Origin of the sequence: Edaphocola aurantiacus, from assembly GCF_019797745.1 — a bacterium.
GTDB classification, from domain to species: Bacteria; Bacteroidota; Bacteroidia; order Chitinophagales; family Chitinophagaceae; genus Edaphocola; species Edaphocola aurantiacus.
Window position 1 is genome coordinate 613,701 of record NZ_VOSI01000001.1, and the last position, 23,071, is coordinate 636,771.

Here is a 23,071-nt window from a genome sequence, read left to right on the forward strand (position 1 = left end):
ATTGCTTAAATACTATTTGGTTTGAATATCGCCCAGGGCTTTTAATACATCAATTTTATCGATCAGGAGCTGGTATACCGCATTGGCATAATTCAGCTCTGCTTTTTGCAGATCAGTCTGTGCGACCACTACTTCAAGATAGTTTTTGATCCCGGCTTTATACTGTGCATCCAGTACACGGTATACTTCCTGAGCCAGTCCCAGATTATCTTTCAGCATCTGGTAGGTATTCCAGTCTGATTTGTAAATGGATAATGCATTTTCGTATTCGGTATTGATCACATTGCGGCTGTTCTCTAGTGCCCAACCAGTCTTTTCATACTGAAATTCTGCCTGCTTGATATTCTGACGGCGTTTACCACCCTGGAATATCGGGAAACCTACCTGTAATCCTGCAAAGGAGTTAGGATATCCCTGGTTGTACAATTGTACCAGCTCATCGTTCAGGAAATTGACATTGTAGTTGGCAAACAAGGATACTGTAGGATATAAAGCCATTTTACGGTACTGTACATTGGCTTTATTCAGATTTTGTGTGATCTCTAATTGCTGATACTCTACACGTTTCTGTGGTGCCAGTTCTACAAGGGTATCGACCAGTGCTTCCTGCTCCAGGTTAATCTGTCCGGAAGTCAGTATCAGTGGCTCTTTGGAGGGATAACCCATCAGTTCTTTTAACCGGGCATACTTGGCATCCAGCAACACAACTGCATTGGCTCTCTGGGTCTTGGATGTATTCAGTGCAATGGTAGCACGGGAATAGTCGACCTTGTCTACAATACCCGCATCATACTGATCCCTGGCCACCTTCAGACTTAAAGTCAGGCGGTTAATATCCTCATCCAGCACTTTCATCTGGTACTCCGTTAGCAGTACATTATAAAAAGCCTTGCTGAGGCTGGATTGCAGATCGATCTTGCTTAATACGATTTGTTGCTGTGCCTGTGTGCGCACATCATCTGCTGTACGGCTGGCCAATACGACATCACTGTTAAATACATTCTGGGTAAGTCCCAATTGTAATGCTGACTGGTTATAGCGTCCGATACGGACTACCCCTGCGGAGTTGGCCATGGTCTGCAACTGGAAGTTACGCTGGTAGTTAGCAGTGAGGCCTATCTGCGGATACCAGTCCGCCAGCTTGCCCTGTACCTGTGATTCTGTAATAGAAGCATCGAGAAAAGATTGCTTCAACACCGGGTTATGCTTCATAGCATAATCAATACATTGATCCAGTGTAGCACTATCCGTAAATGGAGTAGCGGCTTGTTGTGCATGAGCTTGTACGGAAGTTACGCCACAAGCAAAACACAACAGCCTGAGATAATACTTAAACATCAAAAATATAAATAGATTTTCTTGATAAATAGAAAGAGCGACAAAGGTAGCCGTATCCGGTCTTTTACAATAGCACTTTAACTTATCGCAAAATAAATAATATTGATATAGTCATGTGTTTTACATATAGTTATCAAATAATTAAGGATTAATTTTTTAAAATTATTAACATCTTTCACGCAATATGCCGGTATAAAGCCCTGACTTATTTTAAGTTTTTTTGATGGGTTTACAGCCTTCCCTTTTTTAGAATACATTTAGAAATGCCTGATCTCTATTTCAGCCAAATTAGGTTTACCTTTGTTTTTCGTAGCATTAAATATTTATGTCTGAACATATAGAAGTATTAGGAGCAAGGGTACATAACCTGAAGAATATTGATGTTTCCATTCCTAAAAACAAATTGGTTGTTATTACCGGGTTGAGCGGCAGTGGTAAATCGTCACTGGCATTTGATACCATTTTTGCTGAAGGCCAGCGCCGGTATATGGAAAGCTTTTCGGCTTATGCCCGCCAGTTTATGGGCGACCTCGAGCGACCTGATGTAGATAAGATTACAGGCTTGTCTCCCGTAATTTCCATCGAACAAAAAACAACGAACCGTAATCCGCGCTCTACTGTGGGCACGGTTACAGAAGTATACGATTTTATGCGCCTCCTGTATGCGCGTATAGGCACTGCTTACTCTTATATGAGCGGCAAGGCCATGACCCGCTTTTCTGAAGAGGAGATATTGCAACATATATACGATAACCTTCCGGAAGAAAAGATCGTATTGCTCGCACCAATTGTTCGTGGCCGTAAAGGGCATTACCGCGAACTGTTTGAGCAATTGCAAAAGCAGGGATACCTGAAAGTGCGTGTGGACGGTGTTATTGTAGACCTGAAGCCTAAAATGCAGGTTGACCGTTATAAGATCCATGACATTGAGCTGGTGGTAGATCGCCTGAAAGTAGATGCAGAAAGCCGTTCGCGCCTAAGCCAGAGCCTGCAGAAGGCCCTGCACCTGGGTAAAGGCCTGCTCTTTGTACAGCAGCATGAAACCAATAAAATACTGCAATACAGCAAACACCTGATGGATATTGAAAGTGGTATTTCTTACGAAGATCCTTCGCCGAATACCTTTTCCTTCAACTCTCCATATGGCGCATGCCCGTCCTGCAAGGGTCTGGGTACGGTACATACGATCGACCGTAGTACCATCACTCCTGATCCGGAGAAGAGCATTGCCGGCGGTGGTATTGCTCCTATGAAAGAGGCTCGTGAAGCACAGAGTTACCAGATCGCTGCGAAGTTTGCCAAAAAGAATAAAATTGATGTCAACAAGCCTGTAGGCCAGCTTACCGAACGGGAACTGAACCTGATGCTGTATGGCAATGAAGAAGGCACCATTACTTATGTTCCGGAAGAAGGGGGCAATTACAGCTACCTGGAGACGGGAGAATATGAAGGTGTACTGAATATGATGATGCGCTGGTTTAATGAATCACCTTCTGATTATGTGCGGGACTGGGCAGAGCAATTTATGCAACTGGATAAATGCCCTGAATGTAAAGGTCAGCGCTTAAAACAGGAGAGTCTTTCTTACCTGGTTCACGACCAGAATATTGCACAACTGGCCAACATGCCTTTAAGTGCATTACATGACTGGTTCTCTACAGTTGAGCCGCATCTGAACAATAAACAAAACACTATTGCAAAGGATATCCTGAAGGAGATCAGAGATCGTGTGGGCTTCCTGATCGAGGTGGGCCTGCATTACCTCATCCTGAACCGTCCTACCAAAACCCTCAGTGGTGGCGAATCACAGCGTATTCGACTGGCTACACAGATCGGTTCTAAACTAATGGGCATTACCTATATCCTGGATGAGCCCTCTATCGGTCTGCACCAGAGAGACAATCAGCAATTGATCACCGCCCTGCAAAATCTGCGGGACGGAGGCAATTCAGTCCTGGTTGTGGAGCATGATAAAGACATTATGCTGGCATCTGATTACCTGTTTGATATAGGGCCCGCAGCGGGTATCCATGGCGGCCGCATTGTGGCGCAGGGTACACCACAGGAGGTATTACAATCGGGTAGCGTAACAGCACAATACCTGAACCATAAGCGAGAGATTGCTGTACCTAAAGAAAGAAGGAAAGGCAATGGAAATAAACTGCAGCTCAAAGGAGCTACCGGTAATAACCTGCAGAATGTAAGTGTGGACATTCCACTGGGTACACTTACTTGTGTAACGGGTGTATCAGGTAGCGGTAAATCAACCCTGATCAATGAAACGCTCTACCCTATCCTGTCGCGCCATTGCTACCCGCAGAGCAAAATGCAGGCAATGCCGTACAAGTCTATCAGCGGACTGGAACATATAGATAAAGTAATTGAGATTGACCAGAGCCCTATTGGCCGTACACCACGCAGTAACCCGGCTACCTATTGCGGTTTCTTCAATGATATTCGCCAGTTATTTACAATGATCCCGGAAGCAAAGATCCGCGGTTATAATGCCGGAAGATTCAGTTTCAATGTGAAAGGCGGTCGTTGTGAAGAATGTCAGGGAGGTGGTATGCGGGTGATCGAAATGAATTTCCTGCCGGATGTATACGTGCCTTGCGAAAAGTGCCAGGGTAAGCGTTATAACCGTGAAACACTGGAGATCCGCTACAAAGGAAAATCGATCTACGATGTACTGGAAATGACTGTTGAAGATGCGGTTGACTTTTTTGTAAATATGCCATCTCTGCACCGTAAGGTTAAAACCCTGCAGGATGTAGGTCTGGGCTATATTACACTTGGACAAAGTGCCGTGACCTTGAGTGGCGGCGAAGCACAAAGGGTAAAACTGGCTACAGAATTATCTAAGAAAGATACCGGCAAAACAATTTATATTCTTGATGAGCCCTCTACCGGTCTGCATTTCGAAGATATCAATCATTTACTGTCTGTGCTGAACAAGCTGGTAGATCGGGGCAATACGGTAGTAGTCATTGAGCACAATCTGGATATTGTAAAAGTTGCCGATTACATTATCGATATTGGTCCGGAAGGTGGTATCGGTGGCGGACAGGTTGTTGCCAAAGGCACACCAGAACAGATTGCCAAGAAAAAAGGCAGTCATACCGGGCATTTCCTGGCGATGGAACTGCAACACAATATGTTATAACCCTGTTAACAATTAAATATCTGTTGGGTAATTAGGCCCGAATAATTTTATTTGTCGGATCATTCACTCGAAAAAAACAAAAATTATGGGATTTATTAAAGAATTCAAGGAGTTTGCCATAAAAGGCAATGTTATTGATCTGGCAGTCGGTGTAGTTATCGGCGGTGCCTTTAGCAGCATTATTAAATCTCTGGTTGATGACATCATTACCCCGGCCATTCTGACTCCGGCACTGAAAGCAGCTAATTTATCTGACCTTGCCCAGCTTACCGTTCCGGGTACTGCCATAAAATACGGCAATTTCATCTCTCAGATCATCTCATTTATTATTATTGCCTTTGCCCTGTTTTTGATCGTAAAAGCATTTAATAGAATGAAGAAAGCGGAGCCACCTGCAGCTCCTGCAGAACCAAGTGCAACAGATAAACTGCTGATGGAAATCCGCGATGAACTGAAAAAGAAATAAAGCATATTGCTTGCATAAATACTACTAATAAAGGCTTCCGATCGGAAGCCTTTATTAGTATATCTACTGTATAAATATATTGTGTTTTCTTAGAACGGAAGATCGTCACCAACACCCGGATCAAAAGAAGGACCCTGAGGCTGCTGAGGAGGCGTATAAGATGGTTGAGAAGGTGCTTGCTGCATACCACCGCCATATTGCTGCTGTGGTTGCTGATAGCCGCCTTGCTGCTGCTGTTGCATAGCAGGTTCTACTCTCCATGCATTCAGGTTGGTGATATAACGCACCTGACCGTCTTTTTCCCATTTGTTACCTCTGATATCGAAACTTACTTTAACGTCCTGTCCTAATTGGAACTGATCGATCATCGCACAGGCATTGTTCACTAACTGAAAAGAAGCAAAGTTAGTAAAAGTCATGCCCGTATTGGTTTGTTGTGAGATTTCTATCACAAATTCTCTTTTAGAGAAGTTTTCCTTTATTTGCTGGGTAGGCTGTTTCACAATTAATTTACCCGTTACTTCTAAAGCCATAGATTCTAAATTAGTATATTATATAAAGCACAAAATTACGATTCTTTCCTAGCAGAGCCAAAAAAAGTGCACCCTCTCGGGCGCACTTACAAGTAATATTTATGCACATGATCTGGATTAAAGTTCTGCGTTATACAGAGACTCATCAGACACACGGCGTACACCGTAGAACTGGAAAGATTTTCTTTTATATCCTTTCTTGAAGTATACATCAGTATTTCCTTCTTCCGGCATTGTAATCCAGTCTCTTGTCTTAGGATTATACCAACGGTAAACGTCTACGCGGTTAGCCATACGGGTATTAGATGCATAGAATTGCAGTCTTTTCTCTTTATACCCCATTTTCAGCATCTGATCGTCTGTATACTCATCTTCAGTAACAGAAACCTGATCTTTAGTGGTTGGGTTGAACCAGGAGTATACTGCTACTCTGTTCACGCCAGGCTCACGAAAAGCATAGAATAGTAAAGTTTTATCTTTATATTTCCAGTTTAACAACTGACCTTCCTGGAACTCATTATCTGCCAAAGTCACATAGGTCTTATCCGTAGGATTGTACCAACGGTATACTGCAATCATTTCAGGATTTTGTTGCGCAAAGGCTGAACTTCCGAAAAACATACCTGCAGCTAACGCAGATAATAGTACAATTCTTTTTTTCATAATTATTATTAAGATAAAAAATTCTAAATTTCTGCCAAATTACTAAAATATTTGTCTTTAACAAACTTTTTCGTTTTTTTTTGAGTCTTATCTGCCCACATAAAAAGGTATCTGAGAAAAGTGGCCTTTATATATGCAAAAAATCTATTATTGGCAATATAAAATAGTGATCTTTGCACATATTTATGTAATTTGGGCTCCATTTTGAAAAGAGGAATTTTATGCAAGAAGTTTATATCAACAGACTGGCAAAGTATCTACCGAACGATCCCATTCCGAACAGCGATATTGAAGAAGTATTAGGATATATCAACGGCAAACCGTCGCGTGCAAAAACGATTGTTTTGCGCAATAACGGTATCAAAAGCCGCCACTATGCATTTAAAGAAGGAAAATCAACCCATAACAATGCAGAACTGACGGCACTAGCAGTGAAGCAACTGTTTCCGGATGGTCCTGTAGACACTGATCTGCTGACCTGCGGTACAACCTTCCCGGATCAGATCCTGCCTTCCCACGCGGCGATGACACTGGGTTTACTGGATACGCATCCGACTGAAATATACAGTCCTTCCGGTGCCTGTTGCTCCAGCATACAGGGCCTGAAACATGCTTTCCTGTCGATCAAATGCGGAGATGCACACAATGCTGTTGCTACCGGTTCTGAAAAATTGTCCAATATGATGGATGCTCCGAAATTTGACGGAGAATTTGACAGAACAGATGCGATTGATCAGAACGGATATATTGCTTTCGAAAAAGATTTCCTGCGTTATATGCTTTCCGATGGTGCAGCAGCAGCTTATCTTTCCGACCAGGCAAATACAGAGGGCATTTCTCTTCGTATTGACTGGATTGATATGACCTCCTACAGCAATGAACTGGAGACTTGTATGTATGCCGGCAGTGATAAAGATGAGCATGGAAATGTGGTGAGCTGGAAAGATATGGATGCCCGCGAATGGCGCGCACAGAGCGTGTTTGCGGTAAAACAGGATACCCGACTGCTGGGACAATTTATTGTTGCAAAAGGTGTAGGATTCCTGGAGGATATTATTGCCAAAAGAGGTCTGGATCTTTCCTCATATCAGCATTTCCTTCCCCACCTGTCCTCTAACTTTTTCCGCCAGGAAATCCACAAAGGACTGGCGATTAAAGGACTGGCAATCCCGGATGAAATCTGGTTTACAAACCTCGACCGTGTAGGTAATGTAGGCTCTGCTTCTCCTTTCCTGATGCTGGAAGAAATCTTCCATTCAGACAAATTGAAGAAAGGGGATAAGATACTGATGATGATCCCTGAAAGTGCACGATTTATCTACGCATATATCCAACTTACGGTGGTATAACCACAACAAACTGTATGAAAAAAATACTGGTATTGTACTTTACACAAAGCGGACAGATGAAAGACATCCTGTCCGGCTTATGTGCAGACATACAAGATAAAGCGCAGATTGACTTTGCGCCAATATCACTTGTGAACCCCTACCCTTTTCCCTGGGCACAATACGATACTTTTTTTGATGCGATGCCGGAATCGGTGCTGGGCATTACTTTCCCCGTAAATCCGATGCCGCAGATCATGGAAAAAGAGTATGACCTGGTGATCCTGGGCTACCAACCCTGGTTCCTCTCTCCGTCCATTCCGTTCAACAGTTTTCTGCAAAGCGAATGGTCTGCTGTGCTGAAAGGTAAGCCTGTGGTGACGGTAATCGGTTGCCGCAATATGTGGCTGAATGCACAAGAGCGTGTCAAAAACAGATTACAGGAACTGAATGCAAGACTGGTAGGTAATATTGCGCTGGATGATAAACATCCTAATATTGCGTCTACGCTTTCTATCGTACGCTGGATGCTGAAGGGCCAGAAAGAAGCGACTGAAAAGTCTCCTGAAGCAGGTGTATCGATGACGGATATTAAAGCCAGCAAACGCTTTGGCAATACAATCCTTTACTGGCTGCAGGAACAGCAGGCAGATGATGCACTGCAACCGCAACTACTGGCTGAAGGGGCTATACAATTGCGTCCTAACCTGATTGTTATGGAAGGAAATGGTGCCAGATTATTTCCCAACTGGGCTGCAAATGCACGTAAGCTAGGCCTGCCGGGAGATCCAGCAAGGCAGAAGGTATTGAAAAAGTTTAAGGTGGTTTTATTTATTTCCATCTTTATTCTTTCCCCGGTATCGGGCAGCATGGCCAAACTAAAAACCATTCTGCAGAAGAAGAAGATCATGGATGATCTGCACTACTTCCGCGGTATAAAATATATCAAAGGTAAGATCGGTAAAGAAGTTATGCCGGCACACTAAAAATCAAAACGCCCTTATCAATGATAAGGGCGTTTTGATTTTCAAATTGAGTCTTCTCTTTTAGAGCGCAAGTATGGTTTCCTACTGTCCTGATTGCTACCTTTTACCCTGATGCAAAAGGTATCGCAAAAAATAAAGTGTGTATAAATCTATGGCTAAAAATAGATGTGTCCGAAGGCATTAACCTTATTAAAACCCAAAGTCAATCAATGAGTTATCTTTGCAGCATTGAACTATATTGATGATAATGAATGGTATAAAGGTTTTACAATGCTGTAGTCTTCTCCTCTCTGGTATGGTAACACAGGCGTATGCACAATACAATGACAGCACGCATTACATGACCGGGGCACAGGCCAGTGGCACTTTTAACAAGACTAATGACGGACTTACAATGCTGTTCAATAACAGTATCAGGGGCGGCATGAAATTCAACAGCTTTGTGATGAACGCCAATAGCAGCTGGATCTATGGCAAGACACCTGCTAAGTTGAGTAATAATGACTGGAACACCGCACTGGACTTCAACCTGTATAAAACGCTTCCTCATTTTTATTACTGGGGCCTGCTGACGCATACCTCCAGCTATTCCTTAAAAATAAGGAATCAGCTCCAGGGCGGATTGGGTATTGCCTATCGTGTGTGGGACAAACCTCATTTCCGGGTCAGCATCAGTAATGGCATTATTTATGAAACCAGCAGCATTATCCAGACTGATTCAAGTATACTGAATTATGCCACCTTACGTAATTCGCTCAGGATACAATTCAATTATAATTACAAAGAAATATTCAAAATAAGAGGCGTCGGATTCTACCAGCCTTCACTTGAATACCGGAATGATTATATCCTTAATGCCAATGCCAGCCTGAATGTAAAGCTATGGCGATGGCTCAATTTTACGACTACTGCAAACTATAATAAGATCAGTCGCACGAAGAGGGAAAATTTCATTTTCACCTATGGATTAACGGCTGAGTATTATTTCTAAAAACGAAATAGGTGCCGGAAAACCGGCACCTCTCGCACTCTCTATTTATACAAATCACCCCCTGAGAGGAGTCTCTTATTGCTTGATTACTTTTACCCATTCGGCATGTCCGTCACGGATAATACCAACAAGGTACTGTGCCGCAGGCAGGTTAGCTAAACTGATCTGAGCAGTAGCACCTTTAGCAGTTTCCTGCATCAGTACACGGCCACTCATATCCATAACACGGATTACAGATCCGGCTTGTGTGCCCTGTACCTGTACCAGGTCATTTGTTTGCGTCGGGAATACCTGCAGTGTGCTGTTACAGCTCAACACGGCAGTTCTTACACCACTGTAAGCAATACTGTTATCATGATCAACCAGTTTTAATCTGTAGTATGATTTTCCGGAAGCAGCTGTAGCATCTTTATACGTATAATCGCTGTAAGATCCTGTTGCGGTTACGGTAGCAATGGCAGTAAAGTCACGTCCGTTTTCACTACGTTCTACAACAAAGTGTCTGAAGTTTTTCTCTTCTGCAGATGCCCATTCCAGGGTCACTGCACATTCATTATTTACAGTAGCGGTAAATGATATCAACTCTACCGGTAATGGCTGTGTAAAGTTTACGGTATAAGTAGCCGGTGCAGTACTTGACTGTTTTGCCGCATCTACAGCGGAATAAGTAAAGACTGTTTGCAAGGTACCTGCAGGAGTGTTATTACCCGGTGTTACAGACAACAGTGCCGGATTGTAGTTATATACGGTATCTCCGGCTTGTACTACATTACCATTATACTTCAATATAAATCCGTTGGTAGGTAAGGTATTGATCACCGCAGCACGGTTATTCCAGTTGGCCTGCACACCATTATTATCTTCCATATCAGATCCCTGTAATGGCAGATCAGAGAGACTATAATTTGTTCCCTTAACTGGTGCACCGCTTATATTTTTAGTACGGTTATAGCTCATCGGTAATCTCTGAAAACCAAAGTTTACTTCAGTAATATCTGTCAGGATGCTTAATGGCGTAACGCCTACTTTACTGGCAATGGTATTCAATAATTGTCCCAATAGATTTCCTATTCCGGTATTGCTTCCGGTGAAGGACCAGTTATCTGCAGTAGCCGCAGAGAATACGGAACCATTCATTTGTTTTTTTGTGCTTACGGCAACATTATAAGATCCGTATTCCGGTGCGAACAGTACATAGCTACCATCTGCCTGTACAGGACTCTGTGCCAGGATATGATTGTCTGATGGGTCTAACAGGTAAGCATATAACGGATTATTCGTTAAGGAACTGATCAGTGTACCATCTACCAGGTCATTGGTCAACCCATTGGCATCATTAAAAATTCTACCACTGATTTTATAAGAAGATTTCTTCAGGAAGAAGTTATCAAAATAGGCATCATTACCGGCAATATCAGAAGAAGTTACCAGGAAGTAAACCCCATAATCTCCATTATACTGCGCAATAAAATCGGTAAATGCCTTGTTCCAGCCAAAGTTTATGCTATCCGTAGCATCGCTCGTAGTCGGCTCTACAGTAATAGATCCCATAGCTGCAGTATCTCCGGTAGATAATCTTTTTACAAAGTACTTAACTACTGAAGGTTTTGCAACGCTTGCACCCTGCTGCCATTTATTGGCAGACTTCCCGAAGAAGCCCATTGAGTAGGTATTACCGGCTGCTAATGAAACGGTATCAGCAAATATCACAGCATTCATGCTGCTATCCTGCTGGCCGCTGCCATTCACTGCCAGGAAGCGGTCGTTCCAGGCTCCGGTAGTCGCACCTGTGGATACGCGCCAACCGTAACTCATATTATTCAGGATACCTTTCAGGCCCAGATTTGGTCCTGCTGTTTCCAGGAATACGGTACCCAGAAAATCGGTTACCAGGTATTTACCTTCATCCCACAGAAAACCGCTGCTACCGTAGTTTCCACTCTGATAGGTATAGTTAGTCCCTGTAGCATAACCAGTCACATTGGAATATAATTCCGGATGACTATTGGTTAAGGAAAAGTATTTTGTGTTTGGATGATTTTTAAGGAAAGCATTATCACTGGTGTCACTCACACCAAATGTTCCGTTAGCTGCATTGGTAATCAGGTTAGGATATTCCAACAGCTGTGCAGCTGCAGCGGTGGTAGTCGGAGGTAAAAATCCGAAATTGATCACACCACCAATGCCATATTGATTTGCCAGTACATTAGAAAAAAGATAGCTACCATCTGCAGCCAGTGCAGGAAAGCTCAGGCCCGACTGAGGCATCGGCTCAGTTCTTGGTTGCAGGTTTAAAGAAGGCTTCGCCGTTACCGTAAAGATTTCCAGGCCATCAAGCTCTGATCCGCTGAACTGGTAAGCACCGGTAAGTCCTGTAGTGCGCGTGGCAACAGGGTCTGCAGCAGCCAGCGATTTCAGCCATACCTTGGTACCGACTACGGGCAGTTCTGTAACTTCTTTTTTATTATTCAGGTTATAGTCCAGGAATACACTACCACTGATAGAAAAGTCTTCGAACAATTCTGCTTCAGCCAGGTACATTTTCTGGGATGATGTAGTATTGACAATACGATAATAGCGATAAGCTGTAGTATTGGTCAGGTTGAAAAATTTACGGGATCCTTGCTGTTCCCAGCTGTTTCCGGATCGGGTGTCTAAGGTTACATAACCGCTGTTAGCACTGTTTGAGGCTTCAATACGCCAGCTTGAGGGGTTAAAACCGGTTTCTGTAGTGTTCGACAAGGCATAACCTTTGATCGTTTTTGCACTACCGAGGTCTATACGACAGGTGCCGCTGCTGCTCAGGCTAATGTAAGTGTTCACGGCATTATCAACAACATTAGCTCCATTGGTTCCGGAATTGAGTGTGATAGCGGTGCTAGTGGTGGTTGCATCAGTGAGGGGAGTTTGTGCAACAAGGATGGGACCCATTAACGATGCACATAGGCATAGGAATCCCTTTGAGATAAGTGTACTCTTCATATACAGCTCATATTTAAATGCATTATTTAATATATGACTGAAATACCGTACGTTTTATGGCAAGAACTATATGCTCCTGTTACCAGGAGAAAAAATAATAATGGGTACTTGCTATACATGTTTATTGTAAAGTACTGAACAGCTCTTCAGTCTTTAGCATAATCATATAACATAAATTCATGCGATAGTTTTCAATCATAGAAAACTTCCGAATTACCTGCATTATTACATTGAAAAATGTGATGCCTAAGTGTTGTTTCGGTTAAGGGTTGAGTGGCATATAATAGCTATCAAAACAGCTCATATTTAAACAGGCTTATATATACCTTTTTTGTGCTTTAGCGGGTGCAAAGATAGAACCCTCTTTCCTTTAAATTTGTAGTAAGCCGTGTCAAAAAGTGTAGTATTTTTACTACAGTAACTGTCATTTTTTATACAGTGCAATGCTTATGTCCATTTAAAATCAAATACATTAACAATTCACTAGGATTCAATTATGCTTTTTTTATTAACTCAACATTTCGGTAATATCCAGAAAACAATATCTTCGTACTCTACGATCCTAGAATTATAATAATACCCAATGAAAATTCTTATTGCTGATGATCATTCTGTTGTACGGTTTGGAGTAGGACAGATAGTGAGAAACGTGTATCCAAATGCAGAAATCCTGACGGCTGTAGATTTCAGTACTATGCTGACTACTATTAAATCTTTTCAGCCAGATCTTATTATTTCTGATATCAATATGCCAGGCTGTGATAATGTTAACCTGGTAAAGAGAATAAAAGCAGAAAGCAGTACGGCCAAGCTGCTCGTATTTTCTGCCTATGCTGAGGAACTGTATGCGCCCCGCTTGTTGCAGGATGGTGCAGATGGTTATCTGCATAAAGATGCTGAGCTGCACGTGATTCATAAGGCACTGAGAGATGTGCTGGATAAAGGCCGATTTGTGAGCCAGAATATGATGAACTATTTCCTGGATAAAAGCCTTCATAAAAAAGGTGTAGAGCATAATCCGCTCAAACAATTATCCAACAGGGAAATGGAAGTAGCATTGCTATTGTCTCAGGGACTAGGTATGCTGGAGATCTCCAACACGCTGAACCTGCACTCGAGTACTGTAAGTACTTATAAAAACAGGGTGTTTGAGAAGCTGAATATTTCCAATATTGCCGATCTGCTTAACCTGATCAGGACTTATCAGAACCCCGATATATAATATTCAAACAATAAGGGCCGGTGATCACCGGCCCTTATTGTTTTATGATGTACAGTTATACAGATGTAGCAATACCCTTAATCCTCCGTAAGGAGCGGGCTCCAGTTCTATCTTCAGGTCCAGCAGGGTCTGTGCATCTTTCATAAACAGAAATCCGAAACCTACATAGCTGGTCACGGCAGCGCTGTGATCAGAACGAAGGAAGCTGTTATAGTGCTGTATCTGCTCGGCAGACATCCCTATACCACTATCTTCTATCACCAGGATCGGGTAATGCTCAGTCATTTCATTCTTTATTTCAATATATCCCTTTACGGTATTCTTCACCGCATTATCCATCAGGTTATGCAGGAGAATATCGAACAGCTCGGGATAGGTATGCAGGTCATAATTCGGGCATACCTTATTCAGAATCTGTATACGCCTTTCTTTTGCGGCCAGTTCAAATGTTTCTTTCTTCTGCTCTATCAGAGAGTGTACATGTACCGGTTGCGGAGCATGACCAATCATGGATTTTGCTTTCAGGTACTGTGTAAGGCTGTCGGTATAATTAAAAATACGCTCAGCAGATAAGAATAAGCCTGAAGCATCTTCCTTATCCGGCATTTCAGAGCGGTGTACTTTATCAGACAAATACCGGGAAGCAATCATCAGGTACTTTAATGGTGTACGGATATCATGTGCTATATTATTGGACAGTTGCTGCTGAAACAGTAATTGCTGCGTCATATTCAGCTCCGATTGCTGTAATGCCCCTATAGATTTTTCCAGGTCTGCCGTGCGTTCTGTCACCGCCTGCTCCAATGCTTTATTTCGCTTTGTATGGTACAATATCCTCAGGTAAAAGACCAGGCCCACCAGGAAACACACGCCCAGTATGACACCAATCCTGAATGCCAGGGTTTCATAATATGCCGGGGGTACATATAGCACCAGTCGCTTACTGTAATTATACTTATGGTCAAAACCGGAACGCTTGCGCAACTCCAGTGTATGGTTACCGGCGGCAAGTTGGTTGAAACTGATCTGCATATTATCTACCGGAAGCCAGGAGGCGTTATCCAGACGATATTCTATATGAAGGTTTATAGGATTGCCCATATAAGGGGAAGCCAGGTTTACGGACATATTAAAGAAGTCCCTGCTGATGCTGACCGTATCTGCAATATTCAACACTTCATTATCGAGCATTATATAATCGAATATAATATCAGCATCGGGTTGCTCTGCCAGTATAGAATCCGGTTTAAAAAATACAATGCCATTCATTGAAGCAAAGGTTGCATAACCATTTTCCAATTGTGAGGATACCATATGCCCACCACCATTAAACTCATTGGTATTAAAGCCATTGGTCTTATCATATTTCATAAAGAAGATCGTGCGTACCTTTTTGTCTGCATAGTCGATCAGGTCCTGCTTACGGATCTGGTATAAGCCGGCATTGGTGCTTAACCAGAAGAATCCATTCTTATCGGAAACGATAGCATGCACGGCATTCATTCCTTTCTGCCGGTCTTTTGGAAAAGAGACATAATCTCCGTTACGATACAGGAAAAGACCTCCCTCATAAGTACAGATCCAGATATCACCATTCGGCTCTGCATACAGGTTACGTACCACCTTTCCTTTTAGTTTGGGTACTGCTTCAAGCGTATTCGTCTTCGTGTTGTAGCACAATAGGTCTTTACGGGTACCGATCCATATATTATCGCCCTGTTGCAGCATACAATATATATGTGCTCCGGCATCGCTCAGCAGCGCGGGAGGGGTCGATAACCTGGGATTGATGGTATATATTTTGCCATTGCTCATTCCGATCCAGTACAAGTCTGGGCTTATGGGTAATATTGCCGTAGGCCTGCCCTCTATATACCACTCCTTCTGTATCTTTTGTATATCCGGATCGGTATAGCCGATGACGCGGGCACCAGCATACCAAACCCTGTCTTCATGATCGCGATATAGCATGCTGCCGAAATTGGTCCGGTCCTTAATATTCTCAAGCAATGGCAGCCTGAAGGTTGCTTCCGGCTCTATACTGAAAGCGATGCCTTTGCCTGTAATAATTGCATGATCATTCAGGGGAATATGATGGTAGTATACATTGCCTGATATGGTAGAAGCCGTCTGTTCATTGGTCAGGGTTCTAAACATCTTCGGCGATAATATGAACAGCCCATCATATGCACTGCCAAGGAAGATACGATTGTACCGTGCATCATAATACACCGCGGTAATCTGGCTGTCTTTAAAATCAAACCCCTGCAGCAATAATGTCGTTTGCAGGGTGCCGTCCGGTAAAGCGCTGACCAGGTATAGTCCTTTTTCTGTACGCAGAAATACCTGCTGCATGGCTTCATTGATCAGTGCCAGGTTGTTCAGGTGATCGGGATCTTTCAAAATATCTCCCTTCAGCTGAACGGTGTCCAGGTGACTTGCATTGAACCGAATGGCTTTCAACTTCCGGTGCTGTACAATGGGTATATATACATTCTGATTAATAAAAAATAAAGGGCTGGCTTGCTGTAACACAGGCACAGCATACTCCCGGGCGATTTTATTCTGCTTATACCAGAGAATTTTTCGCTGCGGATAATCGAGACATAGAGCATTATCTCTATCCAGGCCCAGCTTGATTTTCCCGAAGCCAAATGCATCAGAAGCATTGGACTGTACCCACATATACGGTAACAGCTGGTAATCTTTGGGCGTTCCTTTCAGGGCAGGAAACAACTTTTGCTCATCAAAACATAATGTAGACGGTCTGCCATTTACGATCTGCAGGAAGGTAGATTCTTCCATCAAAGCCTGTAAAGAATTATCTGTGGTGGCACGCTGAAAGGTAATAATACGCGTATTCACCATATTGGAATTGGTCTTATTGAAGACCATAAAGCGCTGCCCGTCGTAGCGGACCAGGCCTGCTTCTGTAGCCAGCCATACAAAACCGATTTTGCCTACTGCAATTCCCTTTACGCTGCTCTGCGGCAATCCGTTTTCTGTGGTAAAATGCCGGATGTGAAAATCATCAATGTGCTTTCCGGCCCATAATATATTACCTATGCCAGTCAGCATGGACAGGCACAGCAAAAAGATACTCCGATAATTACTCCTCATACTCATTCAGCCATTTACAGGCTACATATTTAATACAACATGCCCGGTTTACTGATGGCGGTCCCGAAAGACATTGCAGGTTTTATTAATAAAAAGAACAACAAATATAATCAGGCAGCTATAATTATCCTACACTTCTTTCTGATCTTTTAGGTTGCGATGCCAAGCTGCTCATTGTCAGCACATCGTAAAACAATTGTCATATCTAAGTATATGACAATTAATGACAAATCTCTTAAATACTTTCGCACCCAATTTTCAATCCGCATATAATGCAAACTGCATTCCATAAATTTATAAAAATATGCCGCTTTCCGGTGCTACTGATCATACTCTTTTGTACTGATAAGGTGTGTGCCCAGCGCCTATTTAACGATACGGTGCTGCATGAAATAAAGATCACATTTCCTACAGCAAACTGGTACGATACCCTAGCAGCATATTATGATGCCACCAATAATACTGATGATAAAAAAACGCTGAATGCTTTCATCGAGGTAGATCAGGTGGCCCTGCCTGCCCCGGTTGCGATCAGGTTTAAGGGAGAATATTCCTACAAAGGTTTCCCGGGCCCAAAGAAACCGTTCCGGCTCAATGTATCAAAGAGTGACAAGGAGCAGCAACTGAATGGCACCAAAAAATTCAACCTGCATAACCTGGCTGGTGACCCGTCTTTCCTCCGGGAGTATATCGCGTATGACTTCATGCGATACCAGGGCATTCCCGCATCCCGTACTGCTTTTACCCGTTTGTACATTAATGATATTTACTGGGGTTGTTACCTGATCGTAGAAGAGCCGGAGGACAATTACTTTCTCGAAAGAAATTTCGGCACCAAATCCGGTAACCTGTTTGAAGCGGACCTTACAACAGACCTGCACTGGAAGGGCCATGATCCCGAAGCTTATACAGAACTGAAATTACAAACAAAGGATAAAGATGGTGCCTGGGATAAACTGATCTCCTGGATGGACTTGTTCAACAACTACTATCAGACCGACTTTCAGCAACAGTTGTACAAAACATTTGAGACAGAGGCTTACCTGAAAGTACTGGCAACAGATGTATTTACAGACAACTGGGATTCTTATGCGGCAAACGGCCGTAACTTTTTTGTTTATGAGCATCCTGAAACGACAAAGCTGAACTGGGTACCCTGGGATTATAATCTTTCCTTCTGGGAGAAAAACTTACCTCCCTTTCCTAAATACACGAATGACCGATACCAGCCCCTGATCTGGCGCATATATGATAATCCTTACCTGAAGCGGCAATACCTCGAAACGCTATGCCGTACGATTAATTATGCCGCAGCCGACTATCCGCTGGAAGAACGCATTACGAGACAACGTGCCCTGATCGCAGATGCGGTGATGGCTGATTCATTAAAATTCTATACCAATACTGACTTTAACACCAATTACCAAGATGCCGTAACCGTAACGATGCAAAGGGGAGGTGTGGACAAACCAGTATACCTGCCTGGGCTGATCAGTCACTGGAAGAAAAGAAGAAATAGCCTCCGTAAAGAGCTGATGGCACTGGGTTGTAATTGCGATGAAGTGGACAACAAGGAGTCGGAACAGCCTTTAGTACTTGCATGCTACCCCAGCCCGGCTACCAACATCTTACATATCTATACTGAAAGCCACCTTACGGCACTTCGCTACGCTATCTATACTATAAACGGATCGCTGTATACCGAAGGGATGTTACAATTGAAGGATGGCAGTACTGTACTGAATTGCAGCGCCTACCCTGCTGGCATGTACTACCTGGTTACGTATCTGCACAACAAAAAATCGACTAATACATTTATCAAACAATAGACAAAACAATTACTGTATGAACTGGAAACATGTATCTCTTTTGGCTGTAATGCTCAGCCCGCTCAGCGTATCAGCCGGCTGGACCAAACTGAATACGGCTACGACTAAAGATCTGAATACGATTCATTTTTTGAATAATAACCTGGGATTTGTGGCCGGTAAAGACGGCGTGATGCTGAAAACGAGTAATGCCGGGACCTCATGGAGCAGCCTGTCTACCTCTTTCGGTGAAGATATCAATACCATTTTCTTTACTGATGAAAATACCGGATGGATTGCCGGCAAAGACGGCAAAATAAAAAAGACGAGTAATGGCGGCAGTACCTGGGTGGCGCAAAACACCGGTACTGATGAAGATATAAACAGCATTCATTTCATTAATGCCAACCAGGGTATTGCGGCAGGAGATAAGGGCCTGGTGCTGGTTACCGTCAATGGGGGTACTACCTGGACCAACTACTCACTCGTTGCTGCAGGCAGTGGTAGTGGCAGTGATGATGATGGCATTGAATTGCTGAATGTGCAATGGACCAATACCAGTACGGCCTATATCTCCGGAAAGGATGGTTACTTTGCTATGTCTACCAATGGTGGCCATACCTGGACACAGCAAGCCTCAGGCACAACCGCGGACCTGGAGGGTATGCACTTTTATAATGCGACTACAGGTTATGTATGTTATCAGACCGGCGGTGTAAGAAAAACAAATGGTTCCGGCAGCTTTACCTCGGTAACCGCGGCGACCTCCAAAGACCTGAGCAGCATATTCTTTGTCACTGCGACAAACGGCTGGACTGTAGGTAAGGAAGGTCGTATACAACATACGACAAACAGTGGCAGTTCCTGGACTGCAGAGAATATCAGTACTGTAACCAGTGACCTGAATGATGTGTATTTCCCTACGGAAACCAGTGGTTTCATTGCAGGAGATGACGGGATTGTATTGAGATATGAACCAGGCAGTAATCCCAATCCTACAGCTGTTCAGGAACTCGATGCTGCAACTTCCGGAATCGTTGTCTATCCTAATCCGTTCAGCACTGCAATTAACCTGGAACTCTCCCATACTGCATTTACACAAGAGAACATCACCCTCACGGTGACCAATCTGATTGGTCAAATCGTCTATGCACAAAAGTTAGCTCATGCACGCCAGATAAGCATTCCGGCAGTAACATGGCCTGCAGGTACGTATTTTATTACTGTACGTAGCGATCAATTTATCAGCACTATTCACCTGGTTAAATAATCTATCATGAAACTCTTTTTTACCTTAAGCACAGTATTGCTATTGAGTGCGTCCAGTCCTGCTCCGGATCAGCCATATATACAGTTGACGGAGATGGCGGCACAATCGCAAAAGCGCATCGCAGTATATTTCTCCGGTTCGGATTGGTGTGCTAACTGCCACCAGTTTAAAAAGAAATACCTGGATCAGTCTGCAGTACAGCAGACCTTACAGGATCATTATGTGTATTACATTGCGGACTTTCCCCAGCGTAAAAAATTATCGAAAGAAGAAACGGCAATGAATGAGGCACTGGCAGAGAAACTGAATCCGGAAGGCATATTTCCGTTATTGGTAATTGCAGATGACCAATTGAACCCACTGGCTACCATCCGCAATGGCATTGCGTTTGAAAGTGCACTGCAAACATTGAATTCTAATCTTAAAGCAAAATAGTATTGTCTCTTATGCAGCTTAAAGCTTATCATAAAAGCATTGCTTCCATGACCTCTTACCTGGACATTACGATTGTTGCCGCAAAACAGGAGGATGATACGGTAGCCCGGCTTATGGAAGGTGCTTATGCGATCGCCGATCACTGGATCGGCATTATCTCTGCATGGCAGGAAGGCACTGAATTATACCAGGTCAATCAACAGGCAGGTATTGCTCCTGTACGCGTATGCAAGGCCCTTTTTGATTTACTGAAACGCAGTATCCGGATCTCCGAATGGACAGGAGGACTATTTGATGTGACCTTTGCCTCTATTGATAAGGTATGGTATTTCGACCGGCCTATGACGACCCTTCCGACAACTGAAGCTATCATGCATTCTATCCGGAATATTGATTACCGCTTTATTGATTTAAACGAGGTCAATCAATCTGTATTTATCCGTAACAAAGGAACGAAGATTGAACTGGGCGCTATCGGAAAGGGATTTATTGCCAACAAGATGAAGGAATACCTGATAAGTAAAGGTGTACATAGTGGCATAGTGAATGCAGGCGGAGACCTTACGGCATGGGGTAAAAATGAACAGAGCGAAACCTGGAAAATTGCAGTGGCCGATCCGGAAAAGAAAGAACGGTTTATTGCCTGGATGCCTTTAACCTCAGGTGGTATTGCGACTTCCGGTTCTTATGAACGCTATGCCCTGATCGATGGTAAGCGTTATGCCCACATCATTCATCCGCAAACCGGCTACCCGGTTAGTGGCCTGAAGAGTGTAACCATTGTATCTCCTGATGTGGAACTTTGCGATGCTATTGCTACATCGGTATTTCTGCTGGGTAAGGAGGAGGGACTGGCATTTGTAAACCAGCATCCGGAGCTGAAATGCTTTATTGTGGATGATGAAGGTGCATACCATTATTCCGACAACCTTAAATCCGTACACTATACAAATTAATTCAATGAACAAATTCAACTTTAAATACTACCTGGGTTTACTGCTGACGGCCTTACTCTGTAAGTCCTGTACGACTGTAAAACCTTACCAGAAGCAATTCCTGAATGATCATTATATGCAGACAAATTCTCTGCCAAATGAAAAACTGGAAAATGAAGCAGACAGTTACCGCGAGGGAATGATGGGTGGCACGGACGGGAAAGCCGGTGGTGGCTGTGGCTGCAATTAACCACATAAATTATATACACTTATCAGCACAAAACAACATTATCAATGGGTATTATTTTAACCATTTTCCTGCTACTGACCTGTGTGGCATACTCTTTTGGCCAGGCAGTACCGCAGGAAAGCGCATCCGGAAAGGAGGAGCAAAAACGACCGGTGACCTTAAGCCTGCTCAACAACTATTACGACCAGGAAGGAGCGCACGGAGCTGTCGACGGTGGCCAAGGATCTCAGGACCTGGAGAGCTTTACGCAGGAGGCACATATTTACATTCCTAAACATACGCTATCCGGGATGAAGATCAATACCGGCATAGATCATTTTACTTCTGAGTCGCTCCGCTTTATTGATAAGTACAAGACATCCGCATCTGCTGCACAGGGCAATGTTTCTGGAGATGAGACGCGTTACTTTGGTAGCTTTGGTTATGATTTTGGCAATCGCCTGCGGAAGACGATCACCTCTGTTGGTGTAGGATATTCTGAAGAATACGATGTAAAATCATACAGCCTGAACCTGGGCTGGAGTAAAGAATTGCCGAAGCAGAACCTGGTGTACCAGTTCGGTCTGGGCATTGTGGCGGATCGCTGGCTGATGGTTTATCCCGGCGAATTTCGGAATCAGGTCCTGATCAATGCAGAAGAAGGTGGTAATAGTGGCGGCACTAGTGGTGGTGGTAACAGTGGCGGTGGCAATAGCGGCGGGCATTCCGGTGATGACGACGACGACGATGATGATCATGGTTCCAGCGGACACCGCCCGGCAGGAGGTATTCTGCTGAGCGGCAGTACCGGTGCCAGTGGTACAGACAGTACGTACAACCAGGTACCTGCAGGCTACGCAACACCAATACCGGTTACCGGTAAAACCGGCATGAAGGATGGCAAAAGCTACCCGATCGATTGGCGTTATTCAGTAAACATGACGAATAAGCTCAATTTCGTCATCAACCAACGCATGAATGGTTCTCTGGGGCTTGATCTTACTTACCAGGCAGGCTTATTATCTACGCCTTTTTACCGTGTGTACTTTAATGACGGCATTACGAATGAACTGGATAAGGAGGTACGAATTGAAAAGCTGCCGCGTAAGCGACTAAGGGCAGCTTTGTATGGAAGGTATAATTATCATGTCCTATCCAATCTTGTACTGCGTACACAAGCCAGATGGTATATGGATAACTGGGGCATTTCTGGCCTTACTGCTCAGATTGAACTCCCGGTTAAGATTAGCAGCGCATTTTCTGTAATGCCTTACTACCGTTTTTCTACCCAGAAAGGAACGGGATATTTTGCTCCATATGCGGCACATGTATATACTCCGGGTAGTTATTATACCAGCGATTATGATCTTTCATCTTTCAGTAGCCATAAGGTTGGCGGAGCCATTCGTTTATCGCCATTGAAGCCGATCACAGGCATCAGAGATGAGCAGAACACAGATTATGTATTCAGCCTGGCTTCTGCTTCGTTCCGTTACGGATATTACCAGCGCAGCGATGGCTTTCACGCATCATCCTACAGCCTCGAACTTAATTTTAATTTCTAGTCAGATCTCTACCTATACAACCGGGCGTAAAGCCTGA

The 23,071-nt window shown here is 43.6% G+C and carries 17 protein-coding genes; 12 read left to right on the forward strand and 5 right to left on the reverse strand.

All coding sequences use genetic code 11. The features are described 5' to 3' along the window. Positions 1–12 precede the first annotated feature (12 nt). A complete protein-coding gene (locus FTD44_RS02610) occupies positions 13–1,338 on the reverse strand; it encodes a TolC family protein (RefSeq protein WP_222165030.1) in 1,326 nt (441 codons plus the stop codon). Between the two features lie 325 nt (positions 1,339–1,663). On the opposite strand from FTD44_RS02610, the gene uvrA reads away from it, so the two are divergent. Then, positions 1,664–4,501 carry an excinuclease ABC subunit UvrA gene (uvrA, locus tag FTD44_RS02615; RefSeq protein WP_222165031.1) on the forward strand — a complete coding sequence of 946 codons (2,838 nt, stop codon included), beginning with the start codon at positions 1,664–1,666 and terminating at the stop codon, positions 4,499–4,501. A gap of 85 nt (positions 4,502–4,586) precedes the next feature. Beyond that, positions 4,587–4,967: a large conductance mechanosensitive channel protein MscL gene (gene mscL / locus FTD44_RS02620; protein ID WP_222165032.1), complete on the forward strand. Its 381-nt coding sequence runs from the start codon at positions 4,587–4,589 to the stop codon at positions 4,965–4,967. Positions 4,968–5,056: 89 nt separating this feature from the next. On the opposite strand, the gene FTD44_RS02625 is transcribed toward mscL, so the two are convergent. Further along, the gene (locus FTD44_RS02625) at positions 5,057–5,500 is read right to left on the reverse strand and encodes a DUF3127 domain-containing protein (protein WP_222165033.1); all 444 of its coding nucleotides are present in this window, start codon (positions 5,498–5,500) and stop codon (positions 5,057–5,059) included. A gap of 117 nt (positions 5,501–5,617) precedes the next feature. Next, positions 5,618–6,163, reverse strand: a complete 546-nt coding sequence (locus FTD44_RS02630) for a hypothetical protein (protein WP_129020792.1) — start codon at positions 6,161–6,163, stop codon at positions 5,618–5,620. 221 nt (positions 6,164–6,384) lie between these two features. Between FTD44_RS02630 and FTD44_RS02635 the strand changes: the two genes are divergently transcribed. From FTD44_RS02635 to FTD44_RS02645, 3 genes are all read left to right on the forward strand, one after another. Then, positions 6,385–7,512: a beta-ketoacyl-ACP synthase III gene (locus tag FTD44_RS02635; protein ID WP_222165034.1), complete on the forward strand. Its 1,128-nt coding sequence runs from the start codon at positions 6,385–6,387 to the stop codon at positions 7,510–7,512. A 14-nt stretch (positions 7,513–7,526) separates the two neighbouring features. Continuing rightward, complete coding sequence (locus tag FTD44_RS02640) at positions 7,527–8,477, forward strand: NADPH-dependent FMN reductase family protein (RefSeq protein ID WP_222165035.1); 951 nt, start codon at positions 7,527–7,529, stop codon at positions 8,475–8,477. Between the two features lie 295 nt (positions 8,478–8,772). Next, on the forward strand, positions 8,773–9,468 hold the full coding sequence (locus tag FTD44_RS02645) for a DUF481 domain-containing protein (RefSeq protein WP_222165036.1): 696 nt from the start codon (positions 8,773–8,775) through the stop codon (positions 9,466–9,468). A gap of 75 nt (positions 9,469–9,543) precedes the next feature. On the opposite strand, the gene FTD44_RS02650 is transcribed toward FTD44_RS02645, so the two are convergent. Next, complete coding sequence (locus FTD44_RS02650) at positions 9,544–12,399, reverse strand: T9SS type A sorting domain-containing protein (protein WP_222165037.1); 2,856 nt, start codon at positions 12,397–12,399, stop codon at positions 9,544–9,546. A gap of 634 nt (positions 12,400–13,033) precedes the next feature. Between FTD44_RS02650 and FTD44_RS02655 the strand changes: the two genes are divergently transcribed. After that, positions 13,034–13,672 carry a response regulator transcription factor gene (locus FTD44_RS02655; RefSeq protein ID WP_222165038.1) on the forward strand — a complete coding sequence of 213 codons (639 nt, stop codon included), beginning with the start codon at positions 13,034–13,036 and terminating at the stop codon, positions 13,670–13,672. 42 nt (positions 13,673–13,714) lie between these two features. Here the strand turns inward: FTD44_RS02655 and FTD44_RS02660 are convergent, their stop codons facing one another. Continuing rightward, positions 13,715–16,792 (reverse strand): ligand-binding sensor domain-containing protein, encoded by a 3,078-nt coding sequence (locus tag FTD44_RS02660; RefSeq protein WP_222165039.1) that lies wholly within the window; start codon positions 16,790–16,792, stop codon positions 13,715–13,717. A 272-nt stretch (positions 16,793–17,064) separates the two neighbouring features. Here FTD44_RS02660 and FTD44_RS02665 point away from each other — a divergent pair, with 272 nt between their 5' ends. Genes FTD44_RS02665 through FTD44_RS02690 form a run of 6 tightly spaced genes read left to right on the forward strand, consistent with a single transcriptional unit; the run spans position 17,065 to position 23,034 of the window. Beyond that, positions 17,065–18,621: a CotH kinase family protein gene (locus FTD44_RS02665; protein WP_222165040.1), complete on the forward strand. Its 1,557-nt coding sequence runs from the start codon at positions 17,065–17,067 to the stop codon at positions 18,619–18,621. Positions 18,622–18,637: 16 nt separating this feature from the next. Next, on the forward strand, positions 18,638–19,870 hold the full coding sequence (locus tag FTD44_RS02670; RefSeq protein WP_222165041.1) for a YCF48-related protein: 1,233 nt from the start codon (positions 18,638–18,640) through the stop codon (positions 19,868–19,870). Between the two features lie 6 nt (positions 19,871–19,876). Then, complete coding sequence (locus FTD44_RS02675; RefSeq protein WP_222165042.1) at positions 19,877–20,305, forward strand: thioredoxin family protein; 429 nt, start codon at positions 19,877–19,879, stop codon at positions 20,303–20,305. An 11-nt stretch (positions 20,306–20,316) separates the two neighbouring features. Next, positions 20,317–21,261: an FAD:protein FMN transferase gene (locus tag FTD44_RS02680; protein WP_222165043.1), complete on the forward strand. Its 945-nt coding sequence runs from the start codon at positions 20,317–20,319 to the stop codon at positions 21,259–21,261. Between the two features lie 4 nt (positions 21,262–21,265). After that, positions 21,266–21,490, forward strand: coding sequence for a DUF4266 domain-containing protein (locus FTD44_RS02685; RefSeq protein ID WP_222165044.1), 225 nt, complete (start codon positions 21,266–21,268; stop codon positions 21,488–21,490). 44 nt (positions 21,491–21,534) lie between these two features. Next, entirely contained in the window at positions 21,535–23,034 is a 1,500-nt protein-coding gene (locus tag FTD44_RS02690) for a DUF3570 domain-containing protein (RefSeq protein WP_222165045.1), read from the forward strand. Positions 23,035–23,071 lie beyond the last annotated feature (37 nt).

What these genes read in the sequence shown, in the direction of transcription:
- mscL (WP_222165032.1), top strand. Translation starts at nt 4,587, where the DNA reads ATGGGATTTATTAAAGAATTCAAGGAGTTTGCCATAAAAGGCAATGTT.
- FTD44_RS02675 (WP_222165042.1), top strand. Translation starts at nt 19,877, where the DNA reads ATGAAACTCTTTTTTACCTTAAGCACAGTATTGCTATTGAGTGCGTCC.
- FTD44_RS02660 (WP_222165039.1), bottom strand. Translation starts at nt 16,792, where the DNA reads ATGAGGAGTAATTATCGGAGTATCTTTTTGCTGTGCCTGTCCATGCTG.
- FTD44_RS02610 (WP_222165030.1), bottom strand. Translation starts at nt 1,338, where the DNA reads ATGTTTAAGTATTATCTCAGGCTGTTGTGTTTTGCTTGTGGCGTAACT.
- FTD44_RS02670 (WP_222165041.1), top strand. Translation starts at nt 18,638, where the DNA reads ATGAACTGGAAACATGTATCTCTTTTGGCTGTAATGCTCAGCCCGCTC.
- uvrA (WP_222165031.1), top strand. Translation starts at nt 1,664, where the DNA reads ATGTCTGAACATATAGAAGTATTAGGAGCAAGGGTACATAACCTGAAG.
- FTD44_RS02690 (WP_222165045.1), top strand. Translation starts at nt 21,535, where the DNA reads ATGGGTATTATTTTAACCATTTTCCTGCTACTGACCTGTGTGGCATAC.
- FTD44_RS02650 (WP_222165037.1), bottom strand. Translation starts at nt 12,399, where the DNA reads ATGGGTCCCATCCTTGTTGCACAAACTCCCCTCACTGATGCAACCACC.
- FTD44_RS02635 (WP_222165034.1), top strand. Translation starts at nt 6,385, where the DNA reads ATGCAAGAAGTTTATATCAACAGACTGGCAAAGTATCTACCGAACGAT.
- FTD44_RS02630 (WP_129020792.1), bottom strand. Translation starts at nt 6,163, where the DNA reads ATGAAAAAAAGAATTGTACTATTATCTGCGTTAGCTGCAGGTATGTTT.
- FTD44_RS02680 (WP_222165043.1), top strand. Translation starts at nt 20,317, where the DNA reads ATGCAGCTTAAAGCTTATCATAAAAGCATTGCTTCCATGACCTCTTAC.
- FTD44_RS02655 (WP_222165038.1), top strand. Translation starts at nt 13,034, where the DNA reads ATGAAAATTCTTATTGCTGATGATCATTCTGTTGTACGGTTTGGAGTA.
- FTD44_RS02685 (WP_222165044.1), top strand. Translation starts at nt 21,266, where the DNA reads ATGAACAAATTCAACTTTAAATACTACCTGGGTTTACTGCTGACGGCC.
- FTD44_RS02625 (WP_222165033.1), bottom strand. Translation starts at nt 5,500, where the DNA reads ATGGCTTTAGAAGTAACGGGTAAATTAATTGTGAAACAGCCTACCCAG.
- FTD44_RS02640 (WP_222165035.1), top strand. Translation starts at nt 7,527, where the DNA reads ATGAAAAAAATACTGGTATTGTACTTTACACAAAGCGGACAGATGAAA.
- FTD44_RS02645 (WP_222165036.1), top strand. Translation starts at nt 8,773, where the DNA reads ATGGTAACACAGGCGTATGCACAATACAATGACAGCACGCATTACATG.
- FTD44_RS02665 (WP_222165040.1), top strand. Translation starts at nt 17,065, where the DNA reads ATGCAAACTGCATTCCATAAATTTATAAAAATATGCCGCTTTCCGGTG.